This window comes from Motilimonas eburnea (assembly GCF_021295345.1).
GTDB lineage: Bacteria > Pseudomonadota > Gammaproteobacteria > Enterobacterales > CBDFNC01 > Motilimonas > Motilimonas eburnea.
Genome location: NZ_JAIMJB010000006.1, coordinates 1 through 22804, shown reverse-complemented (window position 1 = coordinate 22804; position 22804 = coordinate 1). Strand labels below are relative to the sequence as shown.

At 50.7% G+C, this 22804-nt stretch carries 23 protein-coding genes and 1 pseudogene; 10 read left to right on the top strand and 14 right to left on the bottom strand.

The window, feature by feature from the left end; all coding sequences use genetic code 11:
* The first annotated feature begins 115 nt into the window (after nt 1-115).
* The 3 genes from K6Y21_RS07250 to K6Y21_RS07240 are packed head-to-tail and all read left to right on the top strand — an operon-like array spanning nt 116 to nt 2854.
* Nucleotides 116-661 carry a carboxymuconolactone decarboxylase family protein gene (locus K6Y21_RS07250; RefSeq protein WP_233071124.1) on the top strand — a complete coding sequence of 182 codons (546 nt, stop codon included), beginning with the start codon at nt 116-118 and terminating at the stop codon, nt 659-661.
* A 60-nt stretch (nt 662-721) separates the two neighbouring features.
* Nucleotides 722-2347 (top strand): 2Fe-2S iron-sulfur cluster-binding protein, encoded by a 1626-nt coding sequence (locus tag K6Y21_RS07245; RefSeq protein WP_233071123.1) that lies wholly within the window; start codon nt 722-724, stop codon nt 2345-2347.
* 24 nt (nt 2348-2371) lie between these two features.
* Nucleotides 2372-2854, top strand: coding sequence for an HPP family protein (locus K6Y21_RS07240; RefSeq protein ID WP_233071122.1), 483 nt, complete (start codon nt 2372-2374; stop codon nt 2852-2854).
* Between the two features lie 22 nt (nt 2855-2876).
* Here the strand turns inward: K6Y21_RS07240 and phnP are convergent, their stop codons facing one another.
* From phnP to K6Y21_RS07170, 14 genes are all read right to left on the bottom strand, one after another.
* Nucleotides 2877-3647 carry a phosphonate metabolism protein PhnP gene (phnP, locus tag K6Y21_RS07235; protein ID WP_233071352.1) on the bottom strand — a complete coding sequence of 257 codons (771 nt, stop codon included), beginning with the start codon at nt 3645-3647 and terminating at the stop codon, nt 2877-2879.
* A 28-nt stretch (nt 3648-3675) separates the two neighbouring features.
* Nucleotides 3676-4332, bottom strand: coding sequence for a phosphonate metabolism protein/1,5-bisphosphokinase (PRPP-forming) PhnN (gene phnN, locus K6Y21_RS07230; protein ID WP_233071121.1), 657 nt, complete (start codon nt 4330-4332; stop codon nt 3676-3678).
* Complete coding sequence (phnM, locus tag K6Y21_RS07225) at nt 4329-5570, bottom strand: alpha-D-ribose 1-methylphosphonate 5-triphosphate diphosphatase (RefSeq protein WP_285229727.1); 1242 nt, start codon at nt 5568-5570, stop codon at nt 4329-4331. The genes phnN and phnM overlap by 4 nt, the downstream gene beginning before the upstream one ends.
* Nucleotides 5509-6186, bottom strand: a complete 678-nt coding sequence (gene phnL / locus K6Y21_RS07220) for a phosphonate C-P lyase system protein PhnL (RefSeq protein WP_233071119.1) — start codon at nt 6184-6186, stop codon at nt 5509-5511. Before phnL ends, phnM begins: the two co-directional genes overlap by 62 nt.
* A 56-nt stretch (nt 6187-6242) precedes the next feature.
* Nucleotides 6243-7058, bottom strand: a complete 816-nt coding sequence (gene phnK / locus K6Y21_RS07215; RefSeq protein WP_233071118.1) for a phosphonate C-P lyase system protein PhnK — start codon at nt 7056-7058, stop codon at nt 6243-6245.
* The gene (locus tag K6Y21_RS07210) at nt 7051-7938 is read right to left on the bottom strand and encodes an alpha-D-ribose 1-methylphosphonate 5-phosphate C-P-lyase PhnJ (protein ID WP_233071117.1); all 888 of its coding nucleotides are present in this window, start codon (nt 7936-7938) and stop codon (nt 7051-7053) included. Before K6Y21_RS07210 ends, phnK begins: the two co-directional genes overlap by 8 nt.
* On the bottom strand, nt 7925-9121 hold the full coding sequence (locus K6Y21_RS07205; protein ID WP_233071116.1) for a carbon-phosphorus lyase complex subunit: 1197 nt from the start codon (nt 9119-9121) through the stop codon (nt 7925-7927). Before K6Y21_RS07205 ends, K6Y21_RS07210 begins: the two co-directional genes overlap by 14 nt.
* Complete coding sequence (gene phnH, locus K6Y21_RS07200) at nt 9112-9723, bottom strand: phosphonate C-P lyase system protein PhnH (RefSeq protein ID WP_233071115.1); 612 nt, start codon at nt 9721-9723, stop codon at nt 9112-9114. The genes K6Y21_RS07205 and phnH overlap by 10 nt, the downstream gene beginning before the upstream one ends.
* A complete protein-coding gene (gene phnG / locus K6Y21_RS07195; protein WP_233071114.1) occupies nt 9720-10193 on the bottom strand; it encodes a phosphonate C-P lyase system protein PhnG in 474 nt (157 codons plus the stop codon). Before phnG ends, phnH begins: the two co-directional genes overlap by 4 nt.
* Entirely contained in the window at nt 10190-10924 is a 735-nt protein-coding gene (gene phnF, locus K6Y21_RS07190) for a phosphonate metabolism transcriptional regulator PhnF (protein ID WP_233071113.1), read from the bottom strand. Before phnF ends, phnG begins: the two co-directional genes overlap by 4 nt.
* A 25-nt stretch (nt 10925-10949) precedes the next feature.
* Nucleotides 10950-11762 (bottom strand): phosphonate ABC transporter, permease protein PhnE, encoded by an 813-nt coding sequence (gene phnE / locus K6Y21_RS07185; RefSeq protein ID WP_233071112.1) that lies wholly within the window; start codon nt 11760-11762, stop codon nt 10950-10952.
* A 120-nt stretch (nt 11763-11882) separates the two neighbouring features.
* A complete protein-coding gene (gene phnD, locus K6Y21_RS07180) occupies nt 11883-12887 on the bottom strand; it encodes a phosphonate ABC transporter substrate-binding protein (protein ID WP_233071111.1) in 1005 nt (334 codons plus the stop codon).
* Nucleotides 12888-12910: 23 nt separating this feature from the next.
* Nucleotides 12911-13717, bottom strand: coding sequence for a phosphonate ABC transporter ATP-binding protein (gene phnC / locus K6Y21_RS07175; RefSeq protein WP_233071110.1), 807 nt, complete (start codon nt 13715-13717; stop codon nt 12911-12913).
* Between the two features lie 511 nt (nt 13718-14228).
* Nucleotides 14229-14648, bottom strand: coding sequence for a DUF7878 domain-containing protein (locus K6Y21_RS07170; protein ID WP_233071109.1), 420 nt, complete (start codon nt 14646-14648; stop codon nt 14229-14231).
* A 259-nt stretch (nt 14649-14907) separates the two neighbouring features.
* Here K6Y21_RS07170 and K6Y21_RS07165 point away from each other — a divergent pair, with 259 nt between their 5' ends.
* From K6Y21_RS07165 to K6Y21_RS07135, 7 genes and pseudogenes are all read left to right on the top strand, one after another.
* Nucleotides 14908-15783 (top strand): ABC transporter six-transmembrane domain-containing protein, encoded by an 876-nt coding sequence (locus K6Y21_RS07165; protein WP_233071108.1) that lies wholly within the window; start codon nt 14908-14910, stop codon nt 15781-15783.
* 30 nt (nt 15784-15813) lie between these two features.
* A complete protein-coding gene (locus tag K6Y21_RS07160) occupies nt 15814-17019 on the top strand; it encodes an efflux RND transporter periplasmic adaptor subunit (protein WP_233071107.1) in 1206 nt (401 codons plus the stop codon).
* Nucleotides 17019-20159: an efflux RND transporter permease subunit gene (locus tag K6Y21_RS07155; RefSeq protein WP_233071106.1), complete on the top strand. Its 3141-nt coding sequence runs from the start codon at nt 17019-17021 to the stop codon at nt 20157-20159. The genes K6Y21_RS07160 and K6Y21_RS07155 overlap by 1 nt, the downstream gene beginning before the upstream one ends.
* Nucleotides 20143-21234: a helix-turn-helix transcriptional regulator gene (locus K6Y21_RS07150; protein WP_233071105.1), complete on the top strand. Its 1092-nt coding sequence runs from the start codon at nt 20143-20145 to the stop codon at nt 21232-21234. Before K6Y21_RS07155 ends, K6Y21_RS07150 begins: the two co-directional genes overlap by 17 nt.
* A gap of 166 nt (nt 21235-21400) precedes the next feature.
* The gene (locus K6Y21_RS07145; RefSeq protein ID WP_233071104.1) at nt 21401-21709 is read left to right on the top strand and encodes a winged helix-turn-helix domain-containing protein; all 309 of its coding nucleotides are present in this window, start codon (nt 21401-21403) and stop codon (nt 21707-21709) included.
* Nucleotides 21702-21878 carry a YhfG family protein gene (locus K6Y21_RS07140; RefSeq protein ID WP_233071103.1) on the top strand — a complete coding sequence of 59 codons (177 nt, stop codon included), beginning with the start codon at nt 21702-21704 and terminating at the stop codon, nt 21876-21878. The genes K6Y21_RS07145 and K6Y21_RS07140 overlap by 8 nt, the downstream gene beginning before the upstream one ends.
* 68 nt (nt 21879-21946) lie before the next feature.
* Nucleotides 21947-22677, top strand: a pseudogene (locus K6Y21_RS07135) (IS3 family transposase); the annotation flags it as partial.
* Between the last annotated feature and the right edge of the window lie 127 nt (nt 22678-22804).

Here is a 22804-nt window from a genome sequence, read left to right as displayed (position 1 = left end):
TAAAAGTGACTATTCTTTCACTAATCGTATTTTGTCATCATGGTTACGTCAACTGAGTTAAGTGCGGTTGTTTCCAAAGTTTACGTGTAACAATTTGAAATAATAGGAATAGATGATGAGCAGAATTAATTTAGTCACCCCAGAGCAAGCCAATCCCGAGCAACAAGCCTTGTTTGCTGCCATTGAGCAGCAATTAGGCGTTGTCCCCAATTTCTTAAAAGTGTTAGCCAATTCCCCCGCGGCGTTAAAAGCTTTCTTAGGCTTACATACCATTGCCAATGAAGGCAGTTTGACCCCGCAGACCAAGGAGCGCATTGCACTGGGGTTAGCGCAGCAAAATGCCTGTCAATATTGCGTATCAGCCCATACCGCGCTGGGTAAAAGCGTTGGTTTATCGGCCGATGAAATGGCAGCCAACAGAGAAGGCGGCAGTAGCGATAGCAAGGCGGCGGTGGCGGTAAAATTTGCTCAAGCTTTAGCCGAAAAAAAGGGTGAAGTCAGCAGCGCAGAACTGTTAGCCCTGCAAAACGCCGGATACAGTGATGCCGAGGTGGTTGAGATCATTACCCATGTGGGCATGAATGTGCTCACCAATATTTTAGGTAAGGCCAGCCGGGTAGAAATTGATTTTCCCAAGATTGAGTTACACCCAGTCAACTAAGTGGGTTTAGCGCGTGCATCCGGGCGCAAGCCCGGGTTAACTCAATCTGTGGAGGTCGCTATGGCACATCAATACGCCAACATTCATTTCACCGCAGGGGTGAAGCAAGTACAGCAAGAAATGGGCAGCCGTCAAGGATATCAAGGGATGGAGAGCGGCCCAGATTATAACGGCGTGTTGTCACAATTGGAGGCTGACTTCATCAATGAGCGCGATAGTTTTTACATGGCTAGTGTTGGTGAAAGCGATTGGCCCTATATACAACATCGAGGTGGCAAAGCCGGATTTATGCGCGTGCTGGACGCAACGACATTGGGGTTTGCTGATTTCAGTGGCAATCGCCAATACATCAGCACGGGCAATTTTCGCCATAACCATCGCGTGGCGCTTTTTTTCATGGATTATCCCAATCAGCGCCGGTTAAAGCTAAGTGGTTATATTGAACAAGTGCCGGATCATGACTTAGCCACCTTGGCGCGGTTGGAAATGGACGACTTTACTGCGCCCGTTGAGCGCGGGTTTGTGATTAAGGTGGTTGGATTTGATTGGAATTGCCCAAAATACATCACGCCGCGATTTACCGAGCAAGAAATAGCGCAGCTGGTGGACCCGTTAGTTGAACGAAATAACCAGCTGCAATCTAAACTGGATCGCCTCGCTGCCCTTGAACACGACAAAGCTAAAGATGACGATATGGCAGCTTGTGTGGACAAGGCCATTGGCTCGGGTGACTTACCCCTTGTGGTCAGCGCCGTTCGTCAATTAACGCCTTTAGTGCGCGCTTATGAGCTGCGCCATCGTGAGGGCAAAGCGTTACCAAAAATCAGTGCCGGTGCCCATATTGGTATCCCAGTGGTGATGCCAGATAAAAGCCAAACCACGCGCTATTATTCTATTTGCTCCAATCCGGCGCGCCGCGATGTTTATGAAATTGCGGTGTTACGCCAAACCCAAGGCCAAGGCGGGTCGCAGGCAATTCATGCTTGGTTGCAATTGGGTCAGCGATTAAATTGCGTAGCGCCCGAGCAAGGTTTTGCGCTTCATGACGATGCGCGACCATCGGTATTGATTGCGGCAGGCATAGGGATCACGGCCATTAAACCCATGGCGCAGCAGCTCGCCGCGACGGGGCGCCAGTTCGAGCTGCATTATGCAGCCAAATCGAAGCAACACATGGCCTTTGCTAATAAATTGGCAAACGCATTCGCTGGCAGCGTTCAGTTTTATTACAGTGATCAGCAGCAGCGAATGGATCTGGCCGAGATGTTACGTCGCGCTGATCCCGACAGCTTATTTTATCTGTGTGGACCAGAGCGTTTGATTGCTCAAGCCCTAGCGGTAGCCAAACAAATAGGTCTCGACCCAGAACGGCTTCGCTATCAGCACTTTCAGGCATCTCAAATAACTAAGGAAAAACAAAAGGCGAGTGCGTTTCAAGTGCACTTAAGTCAATCTGACATCATGTTGACGGTAGCGGAAGATCAAACCTTGTTGGAAGCGTTAGAGCAGCATCAAGTTGCGCTGCCAAGTGCTTGTCGCAGCGGCATTTGTGGTCGTTGCGTGGTGGCTTATCAAGATGGCGAGGTGAGCCATCAAGATGCTTGCCTGAGCGAACCAGAGCGCCAACAACGCCTGTGTGCCTGTGTCTCACGCGCCACGAGCCCCAGTATTACCATCGAACTGTAACGAAAAAAATTTCAAGGAAGCAACATGAAACCGTTATTTCAACCTTTGCTAGCAGGCTTTGGTGCCTGCATTGCTATCATGATCTTGGCCACGCTTCGGGCTTGGCAAGGCGTCGACCTTTGGTTAATGGCGCCCTTTGGTGCCACCGCGGTATTGGTTTTTGGCGTGCCCGCGAGTCCTTTAGCGCAGCCCAAGAATGTGATTTTTGGTCATCTCATTACCAGTGTGATTGGTCTGTGCTTTGCTCATTTTGTCGGTGTTACCCCATGGTCGTTAGCCCTTGCCACTGGGCTTGGGGTGTTTGCCATGTTAGCGACGAAAACCACTCATCCACCCGCAGGGGCCAACCCCACATTAATCATGTTACTCATGCCATCGTGGGCATTTTTAGTTAACCCGGTGCTCGCTGGCTCAATAGTGATGGTGCTGGTGGCGTTACTGTTTAATAAGGCGGTTAATAAGGCCGCTAATAAATTGGTTAATCAAGGAGTGAAAACTGTCGCCTGAATCGCGTGGAACACACCAAGCGCTAGACAACCATGTCATCCAAGCCCACCTTGATATTGGGGGGCAACTGAAGCTGCGCTTCTCTTAATAAAAAGCTGTCCAGCTCGTGACTGATATGGGTCAGCACCCACAGCGAATCGGGTAAGCGTCGAGCAAACTCGATCACTTGGCTTAAATTATTGTGGTTACTGTTGTTCACCAAAGGCGAGTAAGAGCAATCGATCACCACCGCCCTTGGCGCGCATTGGATGAGTTTTTGCCAAGTGGCATCGGGCAAACCTTGGGTATCGGTGAGATAGGCAAGGCAATCGCGCTGCTGGTTCGATTCATATTCAAACACGTAACCCTGACAGGGCCGCGAATGGTTGAGCGCCACTGGGGTGATGGTTAATTCTGGCAGGTTAGCAACCCGAAATGGCGCACCTAACTGATTGGGCGGCTGAAATGCTAATAGTCCGGGATGCTTGTATAAATCGTCACAACCTTGGGGATCATCGGGGCGATAAACCGGGATCGTGGGCGCTAAGCCCCAGCGCAATGAAAACAAGGCATGAACATGATCCATATGAAAATGCGTGAGCAAAATAGCGTTGATAGTGCCAGCGGCAAAACGCTGCATTAATGCGGGATGATTAGCGTCAATCAGCAGTTGTTGTCCGGCCACCGACAGCACCGCCGAACATAAGTTGCGTTGCCACTTTGGCTCATCCATCGCCCGCTGGCAAGCTGTACAGTCACAGCCATAAACCGGCGCACCTTGCACATTGCCGGTGCCCAATAAGGTCAGTTGCATCACGGGCACTTCCTTTAGTCTATTACGTTTAGGGGATATCACTGCTGGTGAATAGTGGCGCGTTCTGCTGGTGTTGCGGCTCAGTATCCTTGGCAATAACTCCCTCAATATACTTGAGTAATTGCTTACCCGCATCCTCGAGTGAGTGATTATTATCTATGATGGCATCGGCGTTAACATCTTGGTATCGACGGTGGCGGGTTAAGCGCGCCGTGATTTGTTGGCTCGTTTCACGGCCTCGCTGCTGTAACCGCTGGGCTAAGGTCGTATCGCATACGCTCAGTAAAACCACTTTTAAGCGTTCGCCAAACACCCGCTGCGCTTGGGTAAGCTCGGCGCGAGAGCCGTTAATCACCACGCTTTGCCCCTGTTGCAGGCGCACTAACACTTCTTGGTGAATGCCATAGTGATAGCCATTGGCTTGCCAGTACATGGCAAACTGATGACGCTGTTGACCAAAGCCATCGGCGTCAAGGTAAATATGTTGTTCAATGCCATTATCCGTTGGCCGGCTAATGTAGCGCGGCGCAAAGTAAATGGCGTCGGCGATGGCTTGTGGCTGCTGCTTAAGCCAATTGATCAAGCTGTCTTTGCCCGCGCCAGAGGGGCCAATCAAGTACAATAACTGCGTCTGCCCCTGAGCTTGCGTCTTGGTTGGCTCCCGCGTTGGCTTTATGCTACTCAAAATACCCGCTCTCCTTGGCGCCACACTTGCCTTATTCTTAACCGCTCTTGATAAGGCGCGGCTAAGACAAGATCTGCGCGCTTGCCTTCTGCTATTTCGCCGCGATCCGTTAGCCCTATGACTTGTGCCGGAGTGAGGCTGACCATGTTGATGGCCCCAGTTAAATCATAGTGGTTACTAGGGTCAAGGGCGACCTGATAAGCGGCGTCTAGCATACTGGCGGGGTAATAATCCGATGACAACATATCAAGCACGCCTTCACTGGCTAAGGTAGCGGCGGCCACATTACCCGAATGGGAGCCACCGCGAATAATATTGGGGGCGCCCATCATAACTTTTAGTCCCGCTTGATGAGATGCCTTTGCCGCGGCAACCGTGGTTGGAAATTCAGCCACTTGGCAACCTAAACTGGCCGACTCTTGGGCATGAGCCACCGTGGCATCGTCGTGGCTGGCAAGGGTAAAGCGGCGCGCTCTGGCTTGGGCGGCAATGGCTTGACGGTTAGGATCAGACCAAAGTTTGGATGCTTGGGTTTGCTCGGCTTCAAAGGCAGCCATTTGCTCTTCATTAAGCCCATACTTGCCCATGTAGTAAGTGCGGTATTTTTCACTGTCGATAAACTGTCTTTGACCCGGCGTATGGTCCATTAACGACACCATGGCGATGGGGTTATGAGCCTGCTCAGGCGGCGCAAACTTGGTCACTAAGGTGTTAAACATGGCGGCGGTATCGGCATTGGGCAGTTCGCAGCGCAGGTGTAGCAGATGCTCGGCGCGATTGTGCCCCGCTTGTTGGCTGGCCACTATGGTGCTCAGCATGCGATCCAGATTGTTAAGGCGCGCACCTTGATCATTGATATAGCCCACCGCAACGGCATCGAGCACCGTGGTAATGCCGCTGGCAATCATTAAGGCGTCGTGGCTGGCCATGGCCGATGCCGCTGGCCAATTGACCTTAGGTCTAGGGGTGAAAAATTTCTCTAAATTGTCGGTGTGCAGCTCAACGAGGCCGGGCAACAAATAAGCCCCTTGGCCATCAATCGCCGTCGGTAATTGGCTTGGTTGATCGCTTAAGGCGCGAATAACCCCGTCTCTCACTTCAAGGGAGCCCGATAATACTTGATCCGCTAAGACCATATTGACATTGGTGATGATCATTTTGCTTTCCTGAAATGGGTTAGTGGGCGGCTTGCATTGGGTAAATGCGATCGGCAACTTGATCGCGCACCCAAGTATCATGAAAAATGCCGACAATGGCGGCGCCGTTTGCCTTGGCTCTGTGGATCAAGCTAATGACTTGATTGGCGTTGTGTTCATCTAACGAGGCGGTCGGCTCATCCAGCAGCAATAAGGGGTAATCCAAGGCAAAGCCGCGGGCAATATTGACTCGCTGCTGCTCACCGCCAGAAAAGGTAGCGGGGGCTAAATGCCACAGATGCTCGGGCACATTAAGGTGCGTGAGTAACTCACAGGCTTTGGTTTCGGCTTGTTGATGAGGGATGCCGACATCCAGTTGCGGCTGCATCACAATATCCAGCGCCGACAAACGCGGGATCACCCTTAAAAACTGGCTGACCCAGCCTAAGGTGTGTCGTCTTAATTGCAGAATTTGTCTGGGCTCGGCGCGGGCCAGATCGAGCCAAGCGTCATTATGTTTAACTAAGATTTCGCCTTGGTTCACCTGATAATTGCCATACAAGCTGCGCAGTAAACTGGATTTACCCGAGCCCGAGCTGCCACTGAGCACCACGCATTCGCCACTGGCCACGCTAAAATCATGGCCTTGTAGCACCTTTAGCTCGACCCCTCCTTGGTTGTGTAACACAAAGCTTTTAGAGATATTTTTTGCCATCATGAAGGGCTCCATGATTTGCTCCTTATCATTATTGTTGCCGTTCTATTGTTGCCGTTTTATTGTTGTAGCACCGAAGACACCAGTAATTGAGTGTAGGGATGTTGAGGGTCGTCCAGCACACGGTCGGTCAGGCCAGCCTCAACCACTTCGCCTTGTTTCATCACCATAATGCGATGGGCCAGCAGGCGCGCCACGGCCAGATCGTGAGTGACAATCACCACCGCCAGTTGCAGCTCGCTAACCAGCTTGCGGATCAAATCGAGCAACCGCGCTTGCACCGACACATCGAGTCCACCGGTGGGCTCATCCATAAACACCACCTTGGGATGCGTGACCAGATTGCGGGCAATTTGTAAGCGCTGCGCCATACCGCCGGAAAAGGTGATGGGCAAGTCATCAATACGGTCGATGTCAATTTCAACGGCGCTTAACCAGCTTTTAGCTTGCGCTCGGATATCGCCATAATGACGCCAGCCTACTTCCATTAAGCGCTCGCCAATATTGCCACCCGCCGAAATGCGAGGACGTAAACCGTCCATTGGGTGCTGATGCACGATGCCAAAGTCTTGGCGCATGATGTTGCGTCGCTGCGCTTCGGATATTTGATATAAATTGGCGGCTTGCTCACCGTGGCGATACAGCACTTGCCCTTGCTGGGGTGTTAGGCGCCCAGATAAGGCTTTTAATAAAGTGGTTTTACCTGAGCCGGATTCGCCGACAATGGCCAGCACTTCACCGCGATAAAGGGATAAATCCAATGGCGCAAAGCCCTTTCCCGGAGCAAACCATTGGCTGAGTTGCTCGGCTTGGAGCAAGGGTAACTCAGACGCGAGGGGATTGGTTTGGGGTAACACATAGGCAAGGTTATCCATGGCAAGGCTCCTGCTTTGAGGCTTGTTGCTGCTGGCAGTAATCGGTGTCGGAGCAAACAAACATACGCTGGCCCTGATCATCGATTAATACCTCATCTAAAAAGCTAGTGGTGCTATGGCACAAGCTACATGGCTCGCTCCATTGCTGCACCGCAAAGGGGTGATCGGCAAAATCTAAACTCGCCACCTCGGTATAAGGCGGAATACAGTAAATGCGTTTTTCGCGGCCCGCGCCAAATAGCATGAGTGCGGGAGATTGATTGAGCTTGGGATTGTCAAACTTAGGAATCGGTGAAGGATCCATTAAGTAACGCTGATTCACCATCACGGGATAGGCATAGCTAGTGGCAATATAGCCGTATTTAACGATGTCTTCGTACAGCTTGACCTGCATTGGGCCGTATTCAGCCAAGGCATGCATTTTTTGGGTTTCGGTTTCTCTTGGCTCTATAAATCGAAGCGGCTCAGGAATAGGCACTTGATAGATCAGAATTTGGCCATGTTTAAGGGCTTGCTCTGGGATCCGGTGACGGGTTTGGATCACACTGGCCGCATCGGTTGACGTGGTGGTATCGATTTGGCAAACCTTGGCAAAGAACTGGCGAATTGACACCGCATTGGTGGTGTCATCGGCCCCTTGGTCGATCACTTTAAACACATCATCACGGCCCAAAACGGCCGCGCTCAGCATCACGCCGCCCGTGCCCCAGCCATAAGGCATGGGCATTTCACGACCGCCAAAAGGCACTTGGTAACCGGGAATGGCGATCCCCTTTAAAATGGCTCTGCGGATCATGCGCTTGGTCTGTTCATCTAAATAGCCGAAGTTATAACCAAGGTCGGCATCGAGCGTGGCTAAGTGTTGGTTAAACCTTTGCATTGTCAGTCTCTTTCGTTACGGTCTGTTTAGAGGGCTGTCCCGATGGATTTCCCGAGGGATAACCCGTATTAGCGCAAGGAGCGTGTTGGCTTTGATGCATTTTTCGCAGCAGCTCAAGCTCAGATTGAAAGTCCACGTAATGGGGCAGTTTTAAATGGGACACAAAGCCGGCGGCGGCCACGTTATCGGCATGGGCCAGCACAAATTCTTCATCTTGCGCTGGGCTGGTAATGGCTTCATCGTATTGCTGCGCCTGCAAGGCGCGATCAAGTAAGGCCACCGCCATGGCTTTGCGCTCACTAAAGCCAAAGGCAAGGCCATACCCTCGGGTGAAGTGGGCCGGGGCTTCTTTGGGCTGGACAAAGCCGTTGACCATTTCACATTCACTGAGCAGCACACTGCCAATTTCGATGTTAAAACCCAGCTCTTCGGGGCAAATTTCTAAGGCCACTTCACCGCAGCGAATTTCGCCCGCGAAGGGGTGATTACGACCATAGCCGCGCTGAGTGGAGTAGGCCAAGGCCAGTAGAAAGCCTTCATCGCCGCGGCTTAGTTGTTGCATGCGAGCGGCGCGAGAGCAAGGAAAGTGGATCGCATCGCGGCTGATATCGGCCGGCTCTGCGGCACAATCCACTTCGGGCTTCGCTAATTGCTGCTGCTCTAGCATGTTAAATACGCGGCTAAAGGGTTGTTGCAAGGATGGCTCAGTGTTGGCTTCAGTGTTAGAACCAGTGCTGGCGTCTGCCTCTTGCGTTGCTGTTGGTTTACCTAAGCCTTCTGCTAGCAAGCTAAAATCAAGTAATCGGTGGCTATAATCAAAGGTTGGGCCCAGCTGTTGCCCGCCGGGTAAGTCTTTATAGATGGCCGAAATACGCCGCTGCACCCGCATTTTTTGCGTATTGAGGGGCGCACAGGTAAATAGCATGGGCAAGGTGGTGCGATAGGCGCGCAGTAAAAAAATGGCTTCCACTTGGTCGCCGCAGGCTTGCTTGATGGCAAGGGCGGCGAGCTCTTGGTCGTAAATGCCGCCTTCGGTCATCACGCGCTCAACCCCAAGGCTTAATTGCCCTTGGATTTGCGTGACACTGAGTTCGGCGATATTCAGATCGCCGCGTCGGCGTTGGGCTTGTTGCTGGTGGGCGGCTTGAATGGCTTGCTCGCCCCCCTTTACGGCTACATACATGAGGCTAACTCCACCTTAGTGGTTCGGCTAATGGCGATCAGGCTCTGCTGATGACAAAACAGCAGGTCGACGCCAAGGGGAAACGGATGAGAAGGGGCTAACAGGTATTGCAAAATTTTAGGGTGCAGTTGGCCCAGTTGCACCGTGCGCTGGTTTGGAATGCCCGGCCCCGATAAGGTGAGCTTAGGCCCACTCGTAAAATCGTCGGTTTGGATTATCAAGGTGACACTCTGATGAGGCTGCTCATCAGTGCCGACTTTTAATCGACTAAAATGAATGCTTTCTTGGCTCGAAATCACCGCAAAGTCGGCATTGACCAAGCTGCTTGGCTTGGTATTACAGTGAAACGTAAAGTTGCGCTGGGCTTGTGCGATATCGCTGCCGGGCACCAGCTCTGCTAAAAATGGGCTGAGATAAAGCGGAGTAAGTTGATCGCATAAACACAGGATCACTTGTGAGGCAGCGCTATTTAGCGGGCTAAAGCCAACATGTTGATCTAAGGTGACTTCTGTGCCTGGCTCACTGAGGGCGGTTAACAGCTGGCGAAAACAGACTTGGCTTTGCTCAACGTTTTGATTAAAACCGGGGGCGATAATGCTCATTCGTCTTCTCCTCTTACAACAGTGAAAAAGTCGACCTTAGTACTGGCCATTTGCTTTGCTACCTGCTCGTGCTGTTGTTTAACTAAGCTGGCTAAAGGCGCAACCAATTGGGCTTGCAGCTGGTCGTGATAGTCCCTTTGCTGCAATAAGCCATCGGCTATGGCAATTAATAAGGCGTGGTGCTTGTTGCGACCTTGCAGGTAGCCATAGCCCGTGGTGCCATCGGCTAAACGTATGGCCGCGCGGGTCACTGTGGTATCGGCAAAGTTAAAGCGAGAGCCGGTGCCGCCTACTCGACCTTGAATGCGAGCCAAGCCTATTTCAGGTTGGCGGATCACTTCGCACTCTGGATCTAACCCTAGGGTGTTCCAATGGCTAATCACCTGTTCGTAGGGCGCGCAGGCTAATACACTGAGCCAGTGCTGCCGGCTTTGTTGGTGGTAACTTGCGTCTTGTTGTTGCCAAGTCATAGTGCTTGCTCCAATGCTGGTTCCTGAGGTTTTTCACTAGGGTGCGTCAAACTCAACTCGAGCAACTCGGCTCGGGTGTGAGAGATTGAAAATTCAAAGGGGGTGTCTTGGCTGTTCACGTTAATGCTACGTAAGGTCAATAGCGGCGAATGGGCCGGCATATTTAAGTAATCACTGTCACTGGCATTGGGCATGGCTGCCCCGATCATTGTGTGTTTACGCCTTAATTGAATTTGGCATTGCTGGGCGAGTAGTTGATGCACCGAGCCAGATTGATAGCTCGCTAACGCCGCTTCATGGTTGCCCTTGATAAAGTGATGCTTAATCACGCTGACGGGCGTGTTATCTAAAAAGCGCAGGGTCATCAGTTGTATTACCTTGCTACCCAAGGGAACGGCTAGGGCATCGGCGACATCCTTGCAAGCATCAACATAGCCAAACTGTAAGCGCTGGCTGGTGGGCGCTGCGCCGAGATTTAAGATATTGTCGGTAAACTTAGCGCTTGCATGAAGTGGATAACGCATGGGCTTTTTAAGTACTTTGACGCCTTTGCCATGTTGGCGTAGCAGCCAGCCTTGCGCCACTAACTCATCGATAGCGCGGCGCAGCGTATGACGGTTGACCTGAAAGCGGTCCGCCAAGCGTTGCTCTGGCGGTAAATATTGACCCGCTTGGTAGTGCTGGGTTATTTCAGCCTCAAGGTTTTGGGCTATTTCTTGATAACGCGCCATAACTTGATCCTCGTTGATGATGGAATCAAATGAAGTGTTTGCGGATGCGCTGTGAGCCAAAGTCGAGCAAGCTTACGGTGACGATAATGATCAGCATCACGGCGCAGGTTTGAGGAAACATAAAGCCGCGAATGCTTTCCCATAAGATCACGCCAATGCCACCTGCGCCCACCATGCCAACCACGGTGGCGGAGCGAACGTTGGACTCAAAGCGATACAGGGAAAAGGAAATCCACAGGGGCAAAACTTGCGGGATCACGCCGTAAACGATTTCTTCTAGTTTGTTGGCGCCGGTTGCACGCACGCCTTCAACTTGGCCGGGGTCGATGGCTTCTACCGCTTCGGAAAACAGTTTAGCCAGCACGCCCGTGGTGTGAATGAATAACGCCATTACACCGGCGAACGGGCCAAGCCCCACGGTCACCACAAATAACATGGCAAACACCATTTCATTGATGGCACGTGCCGCATCCATTAGTCGGCGGGTAGGCTGATAAATCCACGCCGGCACCATGTTCTCGGCGCACATTAACCCCAGCGGCACAGACAAAATAATGGCAAACAAGGTGCCCCACAGCGCGATGTGTAAGGTGATCAGCATTTCTTCGAGGTAGTAGCGAATATCGGTAAAGTCGGGTGGAAAAAAATCCGCGCCTAGCTCAAGCATGTTGCCGGCATCGTTGACGATTTTCATCGGTGCAATTTCCGCACCTTGCCAAGACCAAGATAAAAGCAGTATTACGCCTGCCCAAAACAGCCAATGCCACCAAGACGGCTTAGTTGAATTTAATTGAAGTGCGAGATCGTGATTGGGAGTGGAGCTAACTTGTGTATTCATCTTGCTACCGCTTAGTTATACGAATCCGCTTAACGCCAGCATACGGGCGCTAAGTGAGATAAAGCCTTTGTTATGCAGCAAGTAGGCAACTGCCTACTTGCTGGTGGTGCATATTGACTATTAGTTCGCCATCGCCGTTAGGGCATTTTGCTGGCGGTTTAGCTCAGCCAATTGCATATCAATGGCGGCCAGCTGTTGCTGTTTTTTCTCAGCACTTAGCTCGGTGTCTTGCTCTATCTTTAAGCGGTTCTTAAATAAGACCAGTTGGCGGATAGGCAGTAGTTGTAGGTCGCTAGAGGCCTTAAACGGTGCCCATTGCAGCTCTTTTAAAATCGCCAGCTCTTTGCTGTCGCCGCTGGTGCCGTAAGTCATAAAGAAGTCGTAAACCTTATTTTTGACGTCTTCTGGTAGGTTTTTACGCCAAACAATCGGGTCAGATGGGATCAATGGCGATTTCCAAATCACCTTAAGCTGGGCAAACTTCTCAGGCGCGGTTGTTTTTAAGCGATCCATGTTTTCGGTGTTGCCTGTCGCCACATCCACTTGTTTAGCGGCGGCTGCCAAGGCATTGGCTTCGTGGCTTGAGTTCATCGAGCGTTTAAACTCTGAAACATCGACGTTGTTTTTGGCAAACACATAGTAAGAAGGCACCAAAAAGCCCGATGTTGAGTTTGGATCGCCGTTACCAAAGATCAGCTCTTGGCGCTGTGCCAACACATCTTCAAGGCTATTTAGCTTGCTGTCTTTGTGAGTCACCAGCACACTCCAGTAACCCGGATTACCGCTGACATCCACGGTTTGCGCAAAAATTTCACCGCCCGCGCGGTCAACGGCTTCCATTGCTGACTTATTGCCATACCAAGCCACGTCTACCTTGTTAAAACGCATGCCTTGGATAATGCCGGCGTAGTCAGGGGCAAAAAACGCTTTAACCTTGTAACCGGTTTTTTGCTCCATGGCTTCAAGAAACGGCTGCCAGGTGGTTTTAAGGTTTTGCTGCGATTCGGTTGAAATAATACCGAAGTTAATGGTGTCCATTTGCTCCTGAGCCATAACCGGTGTGGCCGCAATGGCTGAAACGGCAAAAGCCGAAGCTAGGGTGGTGTTTTTAATCAGCTTTAACATGTCTACAAACTTCCTATATTAATTTAGGCTGTTTTAGCCCAGAGTTGAGGTACAGAATGAGGTGCTTGGGGTTTACTGCCATAAAGTGCATCGAGCGTGACTTGGTCGAGTTGCTCGCTGGCGCCATCGAAGAAAATTTCGCCTTGTTTTAGGGCAACAATTCTTGGGCAATACCGGCGCGCGTAATCCACTTGATGTAAGGTCACTACCACGGCAATGCCTTCTTGTTGATTAATGCCTTGCAGTATTTCCATCACAATGCGTGATGATTCGGGATCAAGAGACGCAATGGGTTCATCGGCTAGAATGATCTTGGCTTGCTGCATTAAGGCGCGGGCAATGGCGACGCGCTGCTGCTGACCGCCAGACAAATTAGATACGCGCTGCTGGGCAAAGTCCGCTAAACCAACGCGATCCAGCGCCGCTAAGGCTTGGCGTTTTTGATTGAGGCTAAAACGGCCGGTTAGGCTGCGCCATAAAGGCGTGGCATTAAGAGCGCCGATCAACACATTGTCCAGCACACTTAATCGGTTAACTAAATTAAATTGCTGAAAGATATAACCCGTTTGGCCGCGGCTGGCGCGCACCTGTGGGCTAAACCGGCCATCTTGTTGCACTCGATTACCTAGCACCTTCACTTGACTGAGGCCCGCCTGAGATTTATCGGCGCAAACGAGGCCATTTAAGTGTCTTAATAGGGTGGATTTACCCGACCCCGATGGCCCCAATAAGGCCACCATCTCACCTTGCTGTACTTCTAATGAAATATCTTTAAGTGCATGATTTTCATTAAAGTGTTTGTTTAGCTTTGTCACCGAAATTACCGACATAATGGCATCATCTTGTGCTTGGGTTTGATGATAAATTAGGCGGTTTATGTGACAGTCAGCTTATCTAGATATGTCTGGATAGTTAAACTTTGATGGTGGTTTTATGACCAATATTGATGGTTTGGACAGAAAGGCGATGGCCGAGTTATTGAAGTAATGTTGGGGGGAATAATCTATCCCGAGTGCAGCCATGTTTTAGCAAGGGTTAATGATTCAAAGAGCCTGTCCTATGAAAAGTAGGGCAAACCTGCTTTTTGCCAGATCCACATTGCCATATCCTTAATATGACTAACCGAACATTTAAATCAGATTGTGATTTGATTATGGGGCTTAATCGAATCAAATAGTGATTTGATTGGGTGAGGTATTCAAATCATATCGCGAAAATCTCTTGGTTGGAGCTTTTGCTAGGGTTTCCAAAAAACTGTCGACCAGAGCGAATTTGGGGCTAAACTGGCGCTTGCACCAAGCCCAAAAAGCGCAGCGGAAGGGCGTCGGGTTGATGGGCTTGTTATAAGCTGAAGCGCTCTATGTTGATACCTAATTCAGCTTGTACGCTAGCTCTACATACCTGGTCGAAGCTGAAAACGAAGTCGGTAACTTCACCTAGAGACAATGTAACATCGGTTGTAGAAACAGCCCAGCAAGAACTAAAAACAAAACCATTCTCAACGGGGATAAACTCAAATATTCCTTCATCATCAAAATCAAAGCTTTCAAAGGAGAATAAGCCTGAAAAATCTAACCTTTCCCAGCGCTTCAACGAGGCTAATAACTCTAGAAAGTTAAAGTTCTCAGCAAACACAATGTCATCATCAAACCGTAGTGTAAGATTAGCATCAATATTGATTAGAGCTTTATACTTCTCATCAATATTCATCCCCTCTGGGTCTACTTTGATGTTATCCAACTCGAAGCTAATTTGGGTCATCGCATGTTCCAGAACTTGGCTTATAACAGCTTCTTAGATTCCATAACGGGGTTATAAAACGCCCCAAAACGGTACGTAAAACATATCCACAATAGTTGCATCATTTTTATCTATAGTAAACAAGCAATTAAAGAACGCATTGAGCCTCTGCTCAAAGTGGTTCCCCCAACAAATGACAGCTCAACACCGCAATCTGGGACACTTTTTTCATAGGCCTATAGGCAATACTGACGTTACCTGATTAATAGGAGCGTCTTTTTTGTTTAATCAAGCTATCTCACTGCCTATGGTGCTGGCGTTAGCGCCTCTTAAGCTCACTTTAACTTGGCTGTTGGTGCTGATTGAAAACGTGCTGCTTATTCTGTTGCCTTTATTAATTGGTAAGGCGATAGATGGCGTGTTGCAACAGCAAATGCAGCCGCTGCTGATGTTTGCCGCCTTGTTGCTGGTGTTGGTGGGGGTGAGTGTTGCGCGGCGTTTTTACGATACCCGTGTCTATGGCGCAATTCGAGTCAGGTTAGCCCAGCGCGTGGCGCGAAAGCTGCGCGCGGCGCCGGTGTCGATGACAGATGCGCGCCTAACCATGTCACGCGAGCTGGTGGACTTTTTTGAACACGAGCTGCCAACGCTATTTACCGCGGTGATCCAACTGGTGGCCACCGTGGTGATTTTAGCCAGCTTTGCCAGTCAGTTGGCTTGGTCTGTCCTGGCAGCCGGTTTAGCCAGCTTATTGGTATTTGCCTTATTTCATCAGCAATTTAAACACTTAAATGGCGCGCTCAACGATCAACGAGAGTGCCAAGTTGCGTTATTAGGCCGTGGCAGTTTTCGTTTGTTATCTGAGCATTTTGCCCGTTTAAAGCGCTGCGAAATTAAGCTTTCCGATACCGAGTCCATTGTTTATGGGCTTATTTTCACCCTGCTATTTGCTTCGGTACTGGCCAACTTGTGGTTGGTGAGCACCTTGAGCTCGCCCAGCGCGGGGCAGGTGTTTGCCATCGTGACTTACTCCCTTGAGTTTGTCGAAGCCGCGGTGCTGTTGCCGATGGCATTGCAAACCTTAACTCGATTACAAGAAATCACTGAACGGCTGAACCAGCCAACCCCCTTGCAAGCTTTAACCCATAACTCTTAACCCCATTACTCACACACAAGGATGGACCGAATGAAATTTAAAAAGATTGCGGCGCTGGCGGCGGGATGCGCGGCCATTTTTTTAGCCTTAGTGGTGGTTGATGAACTCGCCCCCGAGCCTGTGCCTGTGAACGCCAGTGAGCCGCCTTTGCCTGTGGTAAGCGTGGTTCAGGTAACGCCGCAAGCGCATCAGGGGCGGTTGCAATTATTGGCCACGACCTCAGCGCGCTGGCCGATGCAGTTAAAGGTATCTAGCAGCGGCCAATTGGCATGGCTCGACCCTAACTTAGAGCCGGGCACATTAGTAAAACAAGGCGCGCCCTTGGCGAGGTTAAACCCACAAGCACTAAAGGCCAACTTAGCCGAGGCGTTAAGCGGGGTAAAACAAGCCGAGCTGAATTTACAACAAGCCCAGCATGAGCAAACCGTTGCGCTAAAAATGCTTTCGCCTAACCAACGCTCTGATTTTGCTAAGCGTAAACCGCAAGTCGCTGCTGCCAAGGCCGAGTTAAGTCGAGCGCAGCAAAGCTATGCCAGCGCCGAAAAAATATTGGCCGAAGCCACCATTAGCGCGCCGTTTGATGCGGTGATCATGGCGCGTCATATTAGCCCCGGCGAATGGCTAGAAGCCGGCCAAGTGACCTTTGAAATAGCGGCCAGTGATTCCCTTAATGTGGCGCTGCCGGTGTCTGAAATGCATTGGCAGCAAGTGCAAAATGCGCTGACCAAGCCTAAGTTAACGGTGGTGAGCCGTGATGGCACAGCATGGCCAGCCAAGGTGCGCTACCTTTCACCTCAAGCCGATCCCCATACTCGCCAGCGCCAAGTGGTGTTGGCGGTGAACGACCCCTACAGCGGGGCGCTGCCGTTATTGCCAAACCAGCCGGTGCAGGTGCAAGTCACCTTGGGCGAGCAGGCCAATATTGCCAGTGTGCCTGCCAGTGCGTTAACCCGTGACGGCTATGTCTGGACCTTAGATACAGACAATCGCTTGCAACAAGAATGGGTCAGTGTTCACGGCCAAGACCAGAGCAAAGGCAACGGCCAAGTGCATTTGCGCTTTATCCAACACCCAGAGCAGCCACGCCAAGTGGTGCGCTATCCCTTAGTGTCTATGCTGGCGGGCAAGCAGGTGGCGCCGTTAGCTGACGGACTCTTATTCGCTAAGGAGGGGAGCAAGTCGGCTGCACCGTCAGATAGAGCCTCATTAATAATGGCTAAGCAGGAGAGCAAATAATGGGCACGCTAACCAAGTGGTTTATTGAGCATAAGGTGGCCGCTAATTTATTAATGGTGACCATCATCATTAGTGGGCTTTTGGCGTTAACCCAATTACGGGTCGAGTCGTTTCCGCAAGTGGCGCCCTCGTCCGTGGTGATCAATGTGGCCTATCCGGGGGCCACGGCCACACAAATTGACGAAAGCATTACTCAGCGCATCGAGCAAGCCATCAGCGGTATCGCGGGAATAAAGCAAGTAACAAGTCAGTCCAGCGCCGGTTTAGCCAGCGTGGTGGTGCGCAAAACCAGCAGCACTGACTTAGCCAAGCTGTTAGACGATGTACGCAACCGCGTCGATGCCATTAATGGCTTTCCCTTGCAAGCCGAAAAGCCGCAAGTCACGCGCAACGATTTTACTAACTTAGCGGCTTTTGTGATAGTTGCAGGGCCGCGTAGTGATAGTGAATTGCAGCCTATTGCGCATCAAGTCGAACAGGCGCTCACCAATCATCCGGCGATTTCTAATGTGACCAACTGGGGGCGGCGCAGTGCCCAGCTGTTAATTGAGCCCGATCCCGACAAGATGCAACAGTACGGCTTAAGCCTGGCGCAATTGGCACAGACCATAGAGCAAATGTCATTACTGTCGCGTAGCGGCGAGCTGCAAAGTGCCAGTGGTCGCATTGTGATCCGCGGTGACGGTTACGCCGATGATCTGCAAAAACTGCAACGCTTAAGCGTGATATCTGGCCCACAAGGCACGGTGTATTTAGGGGATATGGCTAAGTTAAGCCGCGGCTATGAAGACAGCGGCGCCATCGTGCGCAATAACGGCCAAAGCGCCATCGCGCTGCTGGTGAGCACCAGTCAAAACGATAACTTACTTAAGGTGAGTGACGCTATCGAGCAAACCTTAGCGCAGCAGCGTAAGGTATTACCCAGCGACATCGCCCTCACCACCATGGCCGACATGGCCCCTTACATTGAAGACCAGCTATTTCGACTTGGTGATAATGCCTGGCAGGGGCTGTTGATTGTACTACTCATTCTGGGATTATTTTTGCAATTAAGGCTGGCCTTTTGGGTAGCCGTGGGCATTCCCGTCGCCCTTGCTGGTACCTTAGCTGCGCTGCAATTAACGACCCACAGCATCAATGACATTACCTTGTTTGGCATTATTTTGGTGCTGGGGATCTTAGTGGATGATGCCGTGGTGGTGGGCGAGGCGATCCATGAGCAGCGCGTGCAAGCCAATGGTCAGCTGCGCGATAGCCGCAAAGCGGCGTGGTTGGGCGTGAAATCCGTATCGCTGGCCACGGTGTTTGGCGTGCTGACCACCATCGCCGCGTTTTCGTCCATGCTGTGGATAGATAACGAAGTGGCTAAGGTGCTCTCTGGCTTTTCACTGGTGGTGATATTAGCCCTGCTGTTTTCGCTGCTTGAAAGTAAATTTATTTTGCCGGCGCACTTGGCCAATCTGCCCGCGCGTGAATTTGACCGCGGCTTAATCGGGTGTGCCCAAGCCAGCGCGCAAGGTGCGCTGAGCGCGTTTAACCAACGCATCTATCAACCGGTATTAGCCAAGGCCATCACATATCCTGTGGCGTTTTTATTGGGCTTTATTGCCATGGTGATCTTGGCCTACGGCATGTGGGCAACGGGCACTATTCGCAGCGCCGTGTTTCCCGATATTCCCGGGCGCTATATTAGCGCTAAGGTAGAGCTAGAAGATGGCGCTGCGCCGCCTCTGCAGCAGCGTGCCTTAGCTCAGCTTGAGCAGAACATGAATCAAGTGGCCAGCACACTGGGGCAAGATTACGGCTTAAGCCAGCCCCCGGTGATTAACCTGTTGGCTTGGTCTGACGGCTTGGGTGAAATTGAAGTGACCGCCGAGCTCACCAGCGAAGCCTTAACCCTATTGCCCGCGAATTTGTTGCTGGAGCGCTGGCGCAGCCAAACCGGTGTGATTGAAGGGGCTTATGCGGTGCAATTTAGCGCCGCCGAAGCGCCCGCTGGGGATACCTTTATTTCCATTCAAGCCACTGACCGAGAGCTGGCTAAACAGGTCAGTCATGAGCTAGCCCAGCAGTTAATGACCTTGCCGGGCGTGGCCGATGTGGTTGATGACGGTAAAGCGGGCCAAGCCGAGGTGCGCTTGATCTTAAATCAATATGGCCTGCAGCTAGGGTTAAGCCAAGCTAAATTAGCCCAATTAGCGGGAGAGGCCTTTGGTGAGCGCGAACTTTATCGTTTACTTGAACAAGGCCAAGAAACCAAGGTGTTATTGAAATACCCTAAAGCCAACCGCACTAGCTTGTCGCAATTGGCGCAAACTTGGTTGCAACTAGACGATGGCAACAGCGTGTTACTGGGCGATGTGGCTGAGTTTGCCTTAGAGCAACAGCCACAGGTGATCCACAGACGCGATCGCGCCCAAGTGATTAACCTTTACTGGCGACAAAATCGCGATGTGCAAGCGCCGGAGCAAACCTTAGCGCAATTGAGCGAGCCCCTTGCCGAGCTGGCGCTGCGCTACCCGCAGGTGCAAATTAAACCCGGCGGCGAATTTGCCGAGCTGGCCGAGGTGAGTGAGGGCTTTAACTCGGCCATGCTGCTTACCCTAATGCTGATATTTGTGCTGCTGGCGGTGCCGCTGCAATCTTATTGGCAGCCGCTGATCATCATGGCGGTGATCCCCTTTGGCTTTGCGGGGGCGATATTTGGTCACTACTTGATGGACTTACCCATCAGCTTGTTGTCCATGTTTGGCATGATGGCGATGACCGGCATCGTAATCAATGACTCGCTGGTATTGCTGACCCGCTTTAATCAAGCGCGCAGCAAAGGCGTCGCGGTTGAACAAGCGATCATGAACGCTGGCAGCCAGCGCCTTAGGGCGATCTTTTTAACTACCTTAACCACGGTATGCGGCCTATTGCCGTTATTGTGCGAAAGCGCGGAGCAGGCGCAATACCTCAAACCCGCGGCGGTGTCGCTGGTGTTTGGTGAGCTGTTTGCCACGGTTGTGACCCTAGTCTTGATCCCCGTCCTGCTTAAATTATTTAGCCGCGAGCGTCTCCCTGCGCTCAGTGATGAGCCTGTTAAATCGCTAACATTAGAATCTAAAGGTGGAGCACAAGATGCTGAGTTTAATTGATTTTCTTTGGAAAACAGACAATAGTAACTGGGCCGATGAATTAAGCGTGTTGCTCGATGATTTTTTTGAGGAGCTCGAAGATGAGCTCCCCCAAGAGATAACCGCGCAAATGCTGGATGAGTTAAACGAGAGTGTAACCAGACACCTAGCCATGATTAAAGCCAATAATTGCGCGCAGCCCTATCAATTAGTGCCTGAAATCGCACTGTTAGAACGCTTACCTAGCCATCAGCGTAAGCGGTTTTATCACGCCTTAACCTTAATGCACCAAGCCAGCGACCCAGTGCTGACATGGGAGCAAATAGCCAATGCCAGCGCTATCTCGCCTTATCATTTTCATCGCCAATTTAGCGCCTTGTTTAATGAAACGCCGGGTCACTATTTGAGTCGCTATCGGTTGCAATTAGCGCTCAGCGACTTACTCAGCGCCGAGCCACGCAGCACCACCGCCATTGCCCAAGATGCGGGGTTTTCGTCTTCCCAAGCCTTGGCCAAGGCGTTAAAACGCGAATTAGGCTTAACCGCCAGTCAAATTAAGGCCATGGCCACCCAAGCAACGCCGAGGGAAACCATGGAATTGATGGCGCGCCTTGCTCATCCGAGTGCCGCCGCAGGTGCTATTACCAAGGGCAATGTTGAAGCCGAGCTAGGCCAAGCCATGCCCACCGAAGTGATTTGGTATCCGCAGCGCGGCATGAAAGTCCAGCCTAAAGCCAACCCAGATTGGGACAAGCTATTTGAACGCTATGGCAAAAAGTCCCTGCGATTGATGGGCGCCACCCCCATCAACCAACTCGAAAGCAGCTGGTCGCAAATTAAAACTCAAATAGGTGATTGGCAAGTCGACCCCAGCCAGTACGATGTCATGATCCCCGAAGGGTATTATCTTTGCGCCGAAGTGTATGTGGTATCGGATATCGGCTACAGCAGCGCCTTAGAGGCACTATTTGCCTGCGCCGAGCAGCAAGGCTTGCAGTTAGACGAAGCGGGCTACTTGCTGGAATATGTCAGAGACATCGAACTCACCACCACCGGCGGCGTCACCTTTTCCTTTCAAATTCCGATTTGTAGTTAGGCTGTTTGGGGAGCGTCTAGCCCATGATGATCACGGCTTTGCCTTGTGGGGACTGAGCGGGTAGGGGCTGTTTGGAGGAATGTGATTAAAGTAAATTCTATATGGTTATCATGGTCTATGAGGTATAGAATTATCCTAGATGCGCATAAATGTGCGAGGTAAAGATATGAAATACGAATTAGCCGTGCTGGCGGCAATGTCACGATTGGACTCTCCCAATACTAACGCCATTGTTGCTGCAACAGGAATATCGGAACGAAAAGTACAATCAGTGGTGAAATCTCTAATTGATGATTTAGGCCTAGATATTCAAAGGCAGCGCCATGGGCGAACGTTTAGCTTTGTTATTAAGGGCTGGGGGGTCTTTGAATCAGGCCAAGCCATTCAATCTCAATTGAACAATGTACATCTTACCCATTCAATCTCAATTGAACAATGTACATCTTACCCATTCAGATCATTCATTGATGGCTAACTATGCAGACAAGCATGCCTATTATGAGCAAGTCAAAATGGACAACTACAAAGAAAGCATGCGCTTAGAAGGTTTTGAGCATAGCGCTGAGTTGGACCTAGCACAAAATAGGGAGCAACATAGACAACAGCTGATTGAAAAATACTCTCAGGCTAAATCGTTAGACTAACTGTTCTGGTCTAATCCCATCGGACACTTAATTTTGAGACAATAACGTCAATAGATTAAGGAAATGATATGAGCCTGAAAAAATCCCATAAAAGCTATCCTCAAGATTTTAAGGATGAAGCTGTCTTGATGGTGACTGAGCAAGGTTACAGTGTTGCGGAAGCGGCTAAGTCACTTGGCGTCGGTACTAGCCTTCTTTACAAGTGGAAAGAGAAGTTTGAAGCCCAGCGCCAAGGTATTAGTTTAGAAGAGTCTGAGCGGGATGAGCTTAAGCGATTGCGTAAAGAAAACAAAGAATTACGCATGGAAAAAGAAATCTTAAAAAAGGCCAGCGCCTTCTTTGCAAAAGAAATGAAGTAAAATTTAATTTCATTAAAAAACAGTCTGGCCAGTTCCCTGTGGCCTTACTCTGCCGTGTTTTGGGTGTAAGCAAGTCCGGTTATTATGATTGGCTTAAGCGCCCTGCAACAGTCATAAGCTTGGATACGTTGAAGTTATATCGACGTATCCGACGCCTTTTTGAAAAGAGCCGTGGCAGCTTGGGGAACCGTGAAATGGTAAAGAGACTGCGCAAAGAAGGCTATCAAGTTGGTCGCTATCTTGTTCGTAAAATTATGCGTCGCTTACGCCTTAAGGTCACACAACGCCTGGCTTACAAGGTCACAACAAAGCGTAAGCACTCCGATTCAGTGGCTGACAACCTACTGAATCAGAACTTCAATCCCACAGCTGCCAACCAAGTTTGGGCAGGCGATGTGACTTACTTAAAAACAGGTGAAGGCTGGATGTATTTAGCCATTGCCCCCTCTGGCAGGATAGTTGTCACTACTTAAAATTTAACCAGTTGGGGCGTTAAGGCTTGATAGTGCCACGCTATAGTGAAGAACGAAAACAGCAGGTTTTGAACAAGTTATTACCTCCCTTCAA

What these genes read in the sequence shown, in the direction of transcription:
- phnC (WP_233071110.1), bottom strand. Translation starts at nt 13,717, where the DNA reads ATGTCGGTAATTTCGGTGACAAAGCTAAACAAACACTTTAATGAAAAT.
- phnM (WP_285229727.1), bottom strand. Translation starts at nt 5,570, where the DNA reads ATGATACTTGGGTGCGCGATCAAGTTGCCGATCGCATTTACCCAATGC.
- phnD (WP_233071111.1), bottom strand. Translation starts at nt 12,887, where the DNA reads ATGTTAAAGCTGATTAAAAACACCACCCTAGCTTCGGCTTTTGCCGTT.
- K6Y21_RS07145 (WP_233071104.1), top strand. Translation starts at nt 21,401, where the DNA reads ATGAAATACGAATTAGCCGTGCTGGCGGCAATGTCACGATTGGACTCT.
- K6Y21_RS07205 (WP_233071116.1), bottom strand. Translation starts at nt 9,121, where the DNA reads ATGTATGTAGCCGTAAAGGGGGGCGAGCAAGCCATTCAAGCCGCCCAC.
- K6Y21_RS07250 (WP_233071124.1), top strand. Translation starts at nt 116, where the DNA reads ATGAGCAGAATTAATTTAGTCACCCCAGAGCAAGCCAATCCCGAGCAA.
- phnF (WP_233071113.1), bottom strand. Translation starts at nt 10,924, where the DNA reads ATGGCGCGTTATCAAGAAATAGCCCAAAACCTTGAGGCTGAAATAACC.
- K6Y21_RS07140 (WP_233071103.1), top strand. Translation starts at nt 21,702, where the DNA reads ATGGCTAACTATGCAGACAAGCATGCCTATTATGAGCAAGTCAAAATG.
- K6Y21_RS07240 (WP_233071122.1), top strand. Translation starts at nt 2,372, where the DNA reads ATGAAACCGTTATTTCAACCTTTGCTAGCAGGCTTTGGTGCCTGCATT.
- phnE (WP_233071112.1), bottom strand. Translation starts at nt 11,762, where the DNA reads ATGAATACACAAGTTAGCTCCACTCCCAATCACGATCTCGCACTTCAA.
- phnH (WP_233071115.1), bottom strand. Translation starts at nt 9,723, where the DNA reads ATGAGCATTATCGCCCCCGGTTTTAATCAAAACGTTGAGCAAAGCCAA.
- phnG (WP_233071114.1), bottom strand. Translation starts at nt 10,193, where the DNA reads ATGACTTGGCAACAACAAGACGCAAGTTACCACCAACAAAGCCGGCAG.
- phnL (WP_233071119.1), bottom strand. Translation starts at nt 6,186, where the DNA reads ATGATGGCAAAAAATATCTCTAAAAGCTTTGTGTTACACAACCAAGGA.
- phnP (WP_233071352.1), bottom strand. Translation starts at nt 3,647, where the DNA reads ATGCAACTGACCTTATTGGGCACCGGCAATGTGCAAGGTGCGCCGGTT.
- K6Y21_RS07170 (WP_233071109.1), bottom strand. Translation starts at nt 14,648, where the DNA reads ATGACCCAAATTAGCTTCGAGTTGGATAACATCAAAGTAGACCCAGAG.
- phnK (WP_233071118.1), bottom strand. Translation starts at nt 7,058, where the DNA reads ATGGATAACCTTGCCTATGTGTTACCCCAAACCAATCCCCTCGCGTCT.
- K6Y21_RS07160 (WP_233071107.1), top strand. Translation starts at nt 15,814, where the DNA reads ATGAAATTTAAAAAGATTGCGGCGCTGGCGGCGGGATGCGCGGCCATT.
- K6Y21_RS07155 (WP_233071106.1), top strand. Translation starts at nt 17,019, where the DNA reads ATGGGCACGCTAACCAAGTGGTTTATTGAGCATAAGGTGGCCGCTAAT.
- K6Y21_RS07150 (WP_233071105.1), top strand. Translation starts at nt 20,143, where the DNA reads ATGCTGAGTTTAATTGATTTTCTTTGGAAAACAGACAATAGTAACTGG.
- K6Y21_RS07245 (WP_233071123.1), top strand. Translation starts at nt 722, where the DNA reads ATGGCACATCAATACGCCAACATTCATTTCACCGCAGGGGTGAAGCAA.
- K6Y21_RS07210 (WP_233071117.1), bottom strand. Translation starts at nt 7,938, where the DNA reads ATGCAAAGGTTTAACCAACACTTAGCCACGCTCGATGCCGACCTTGGT.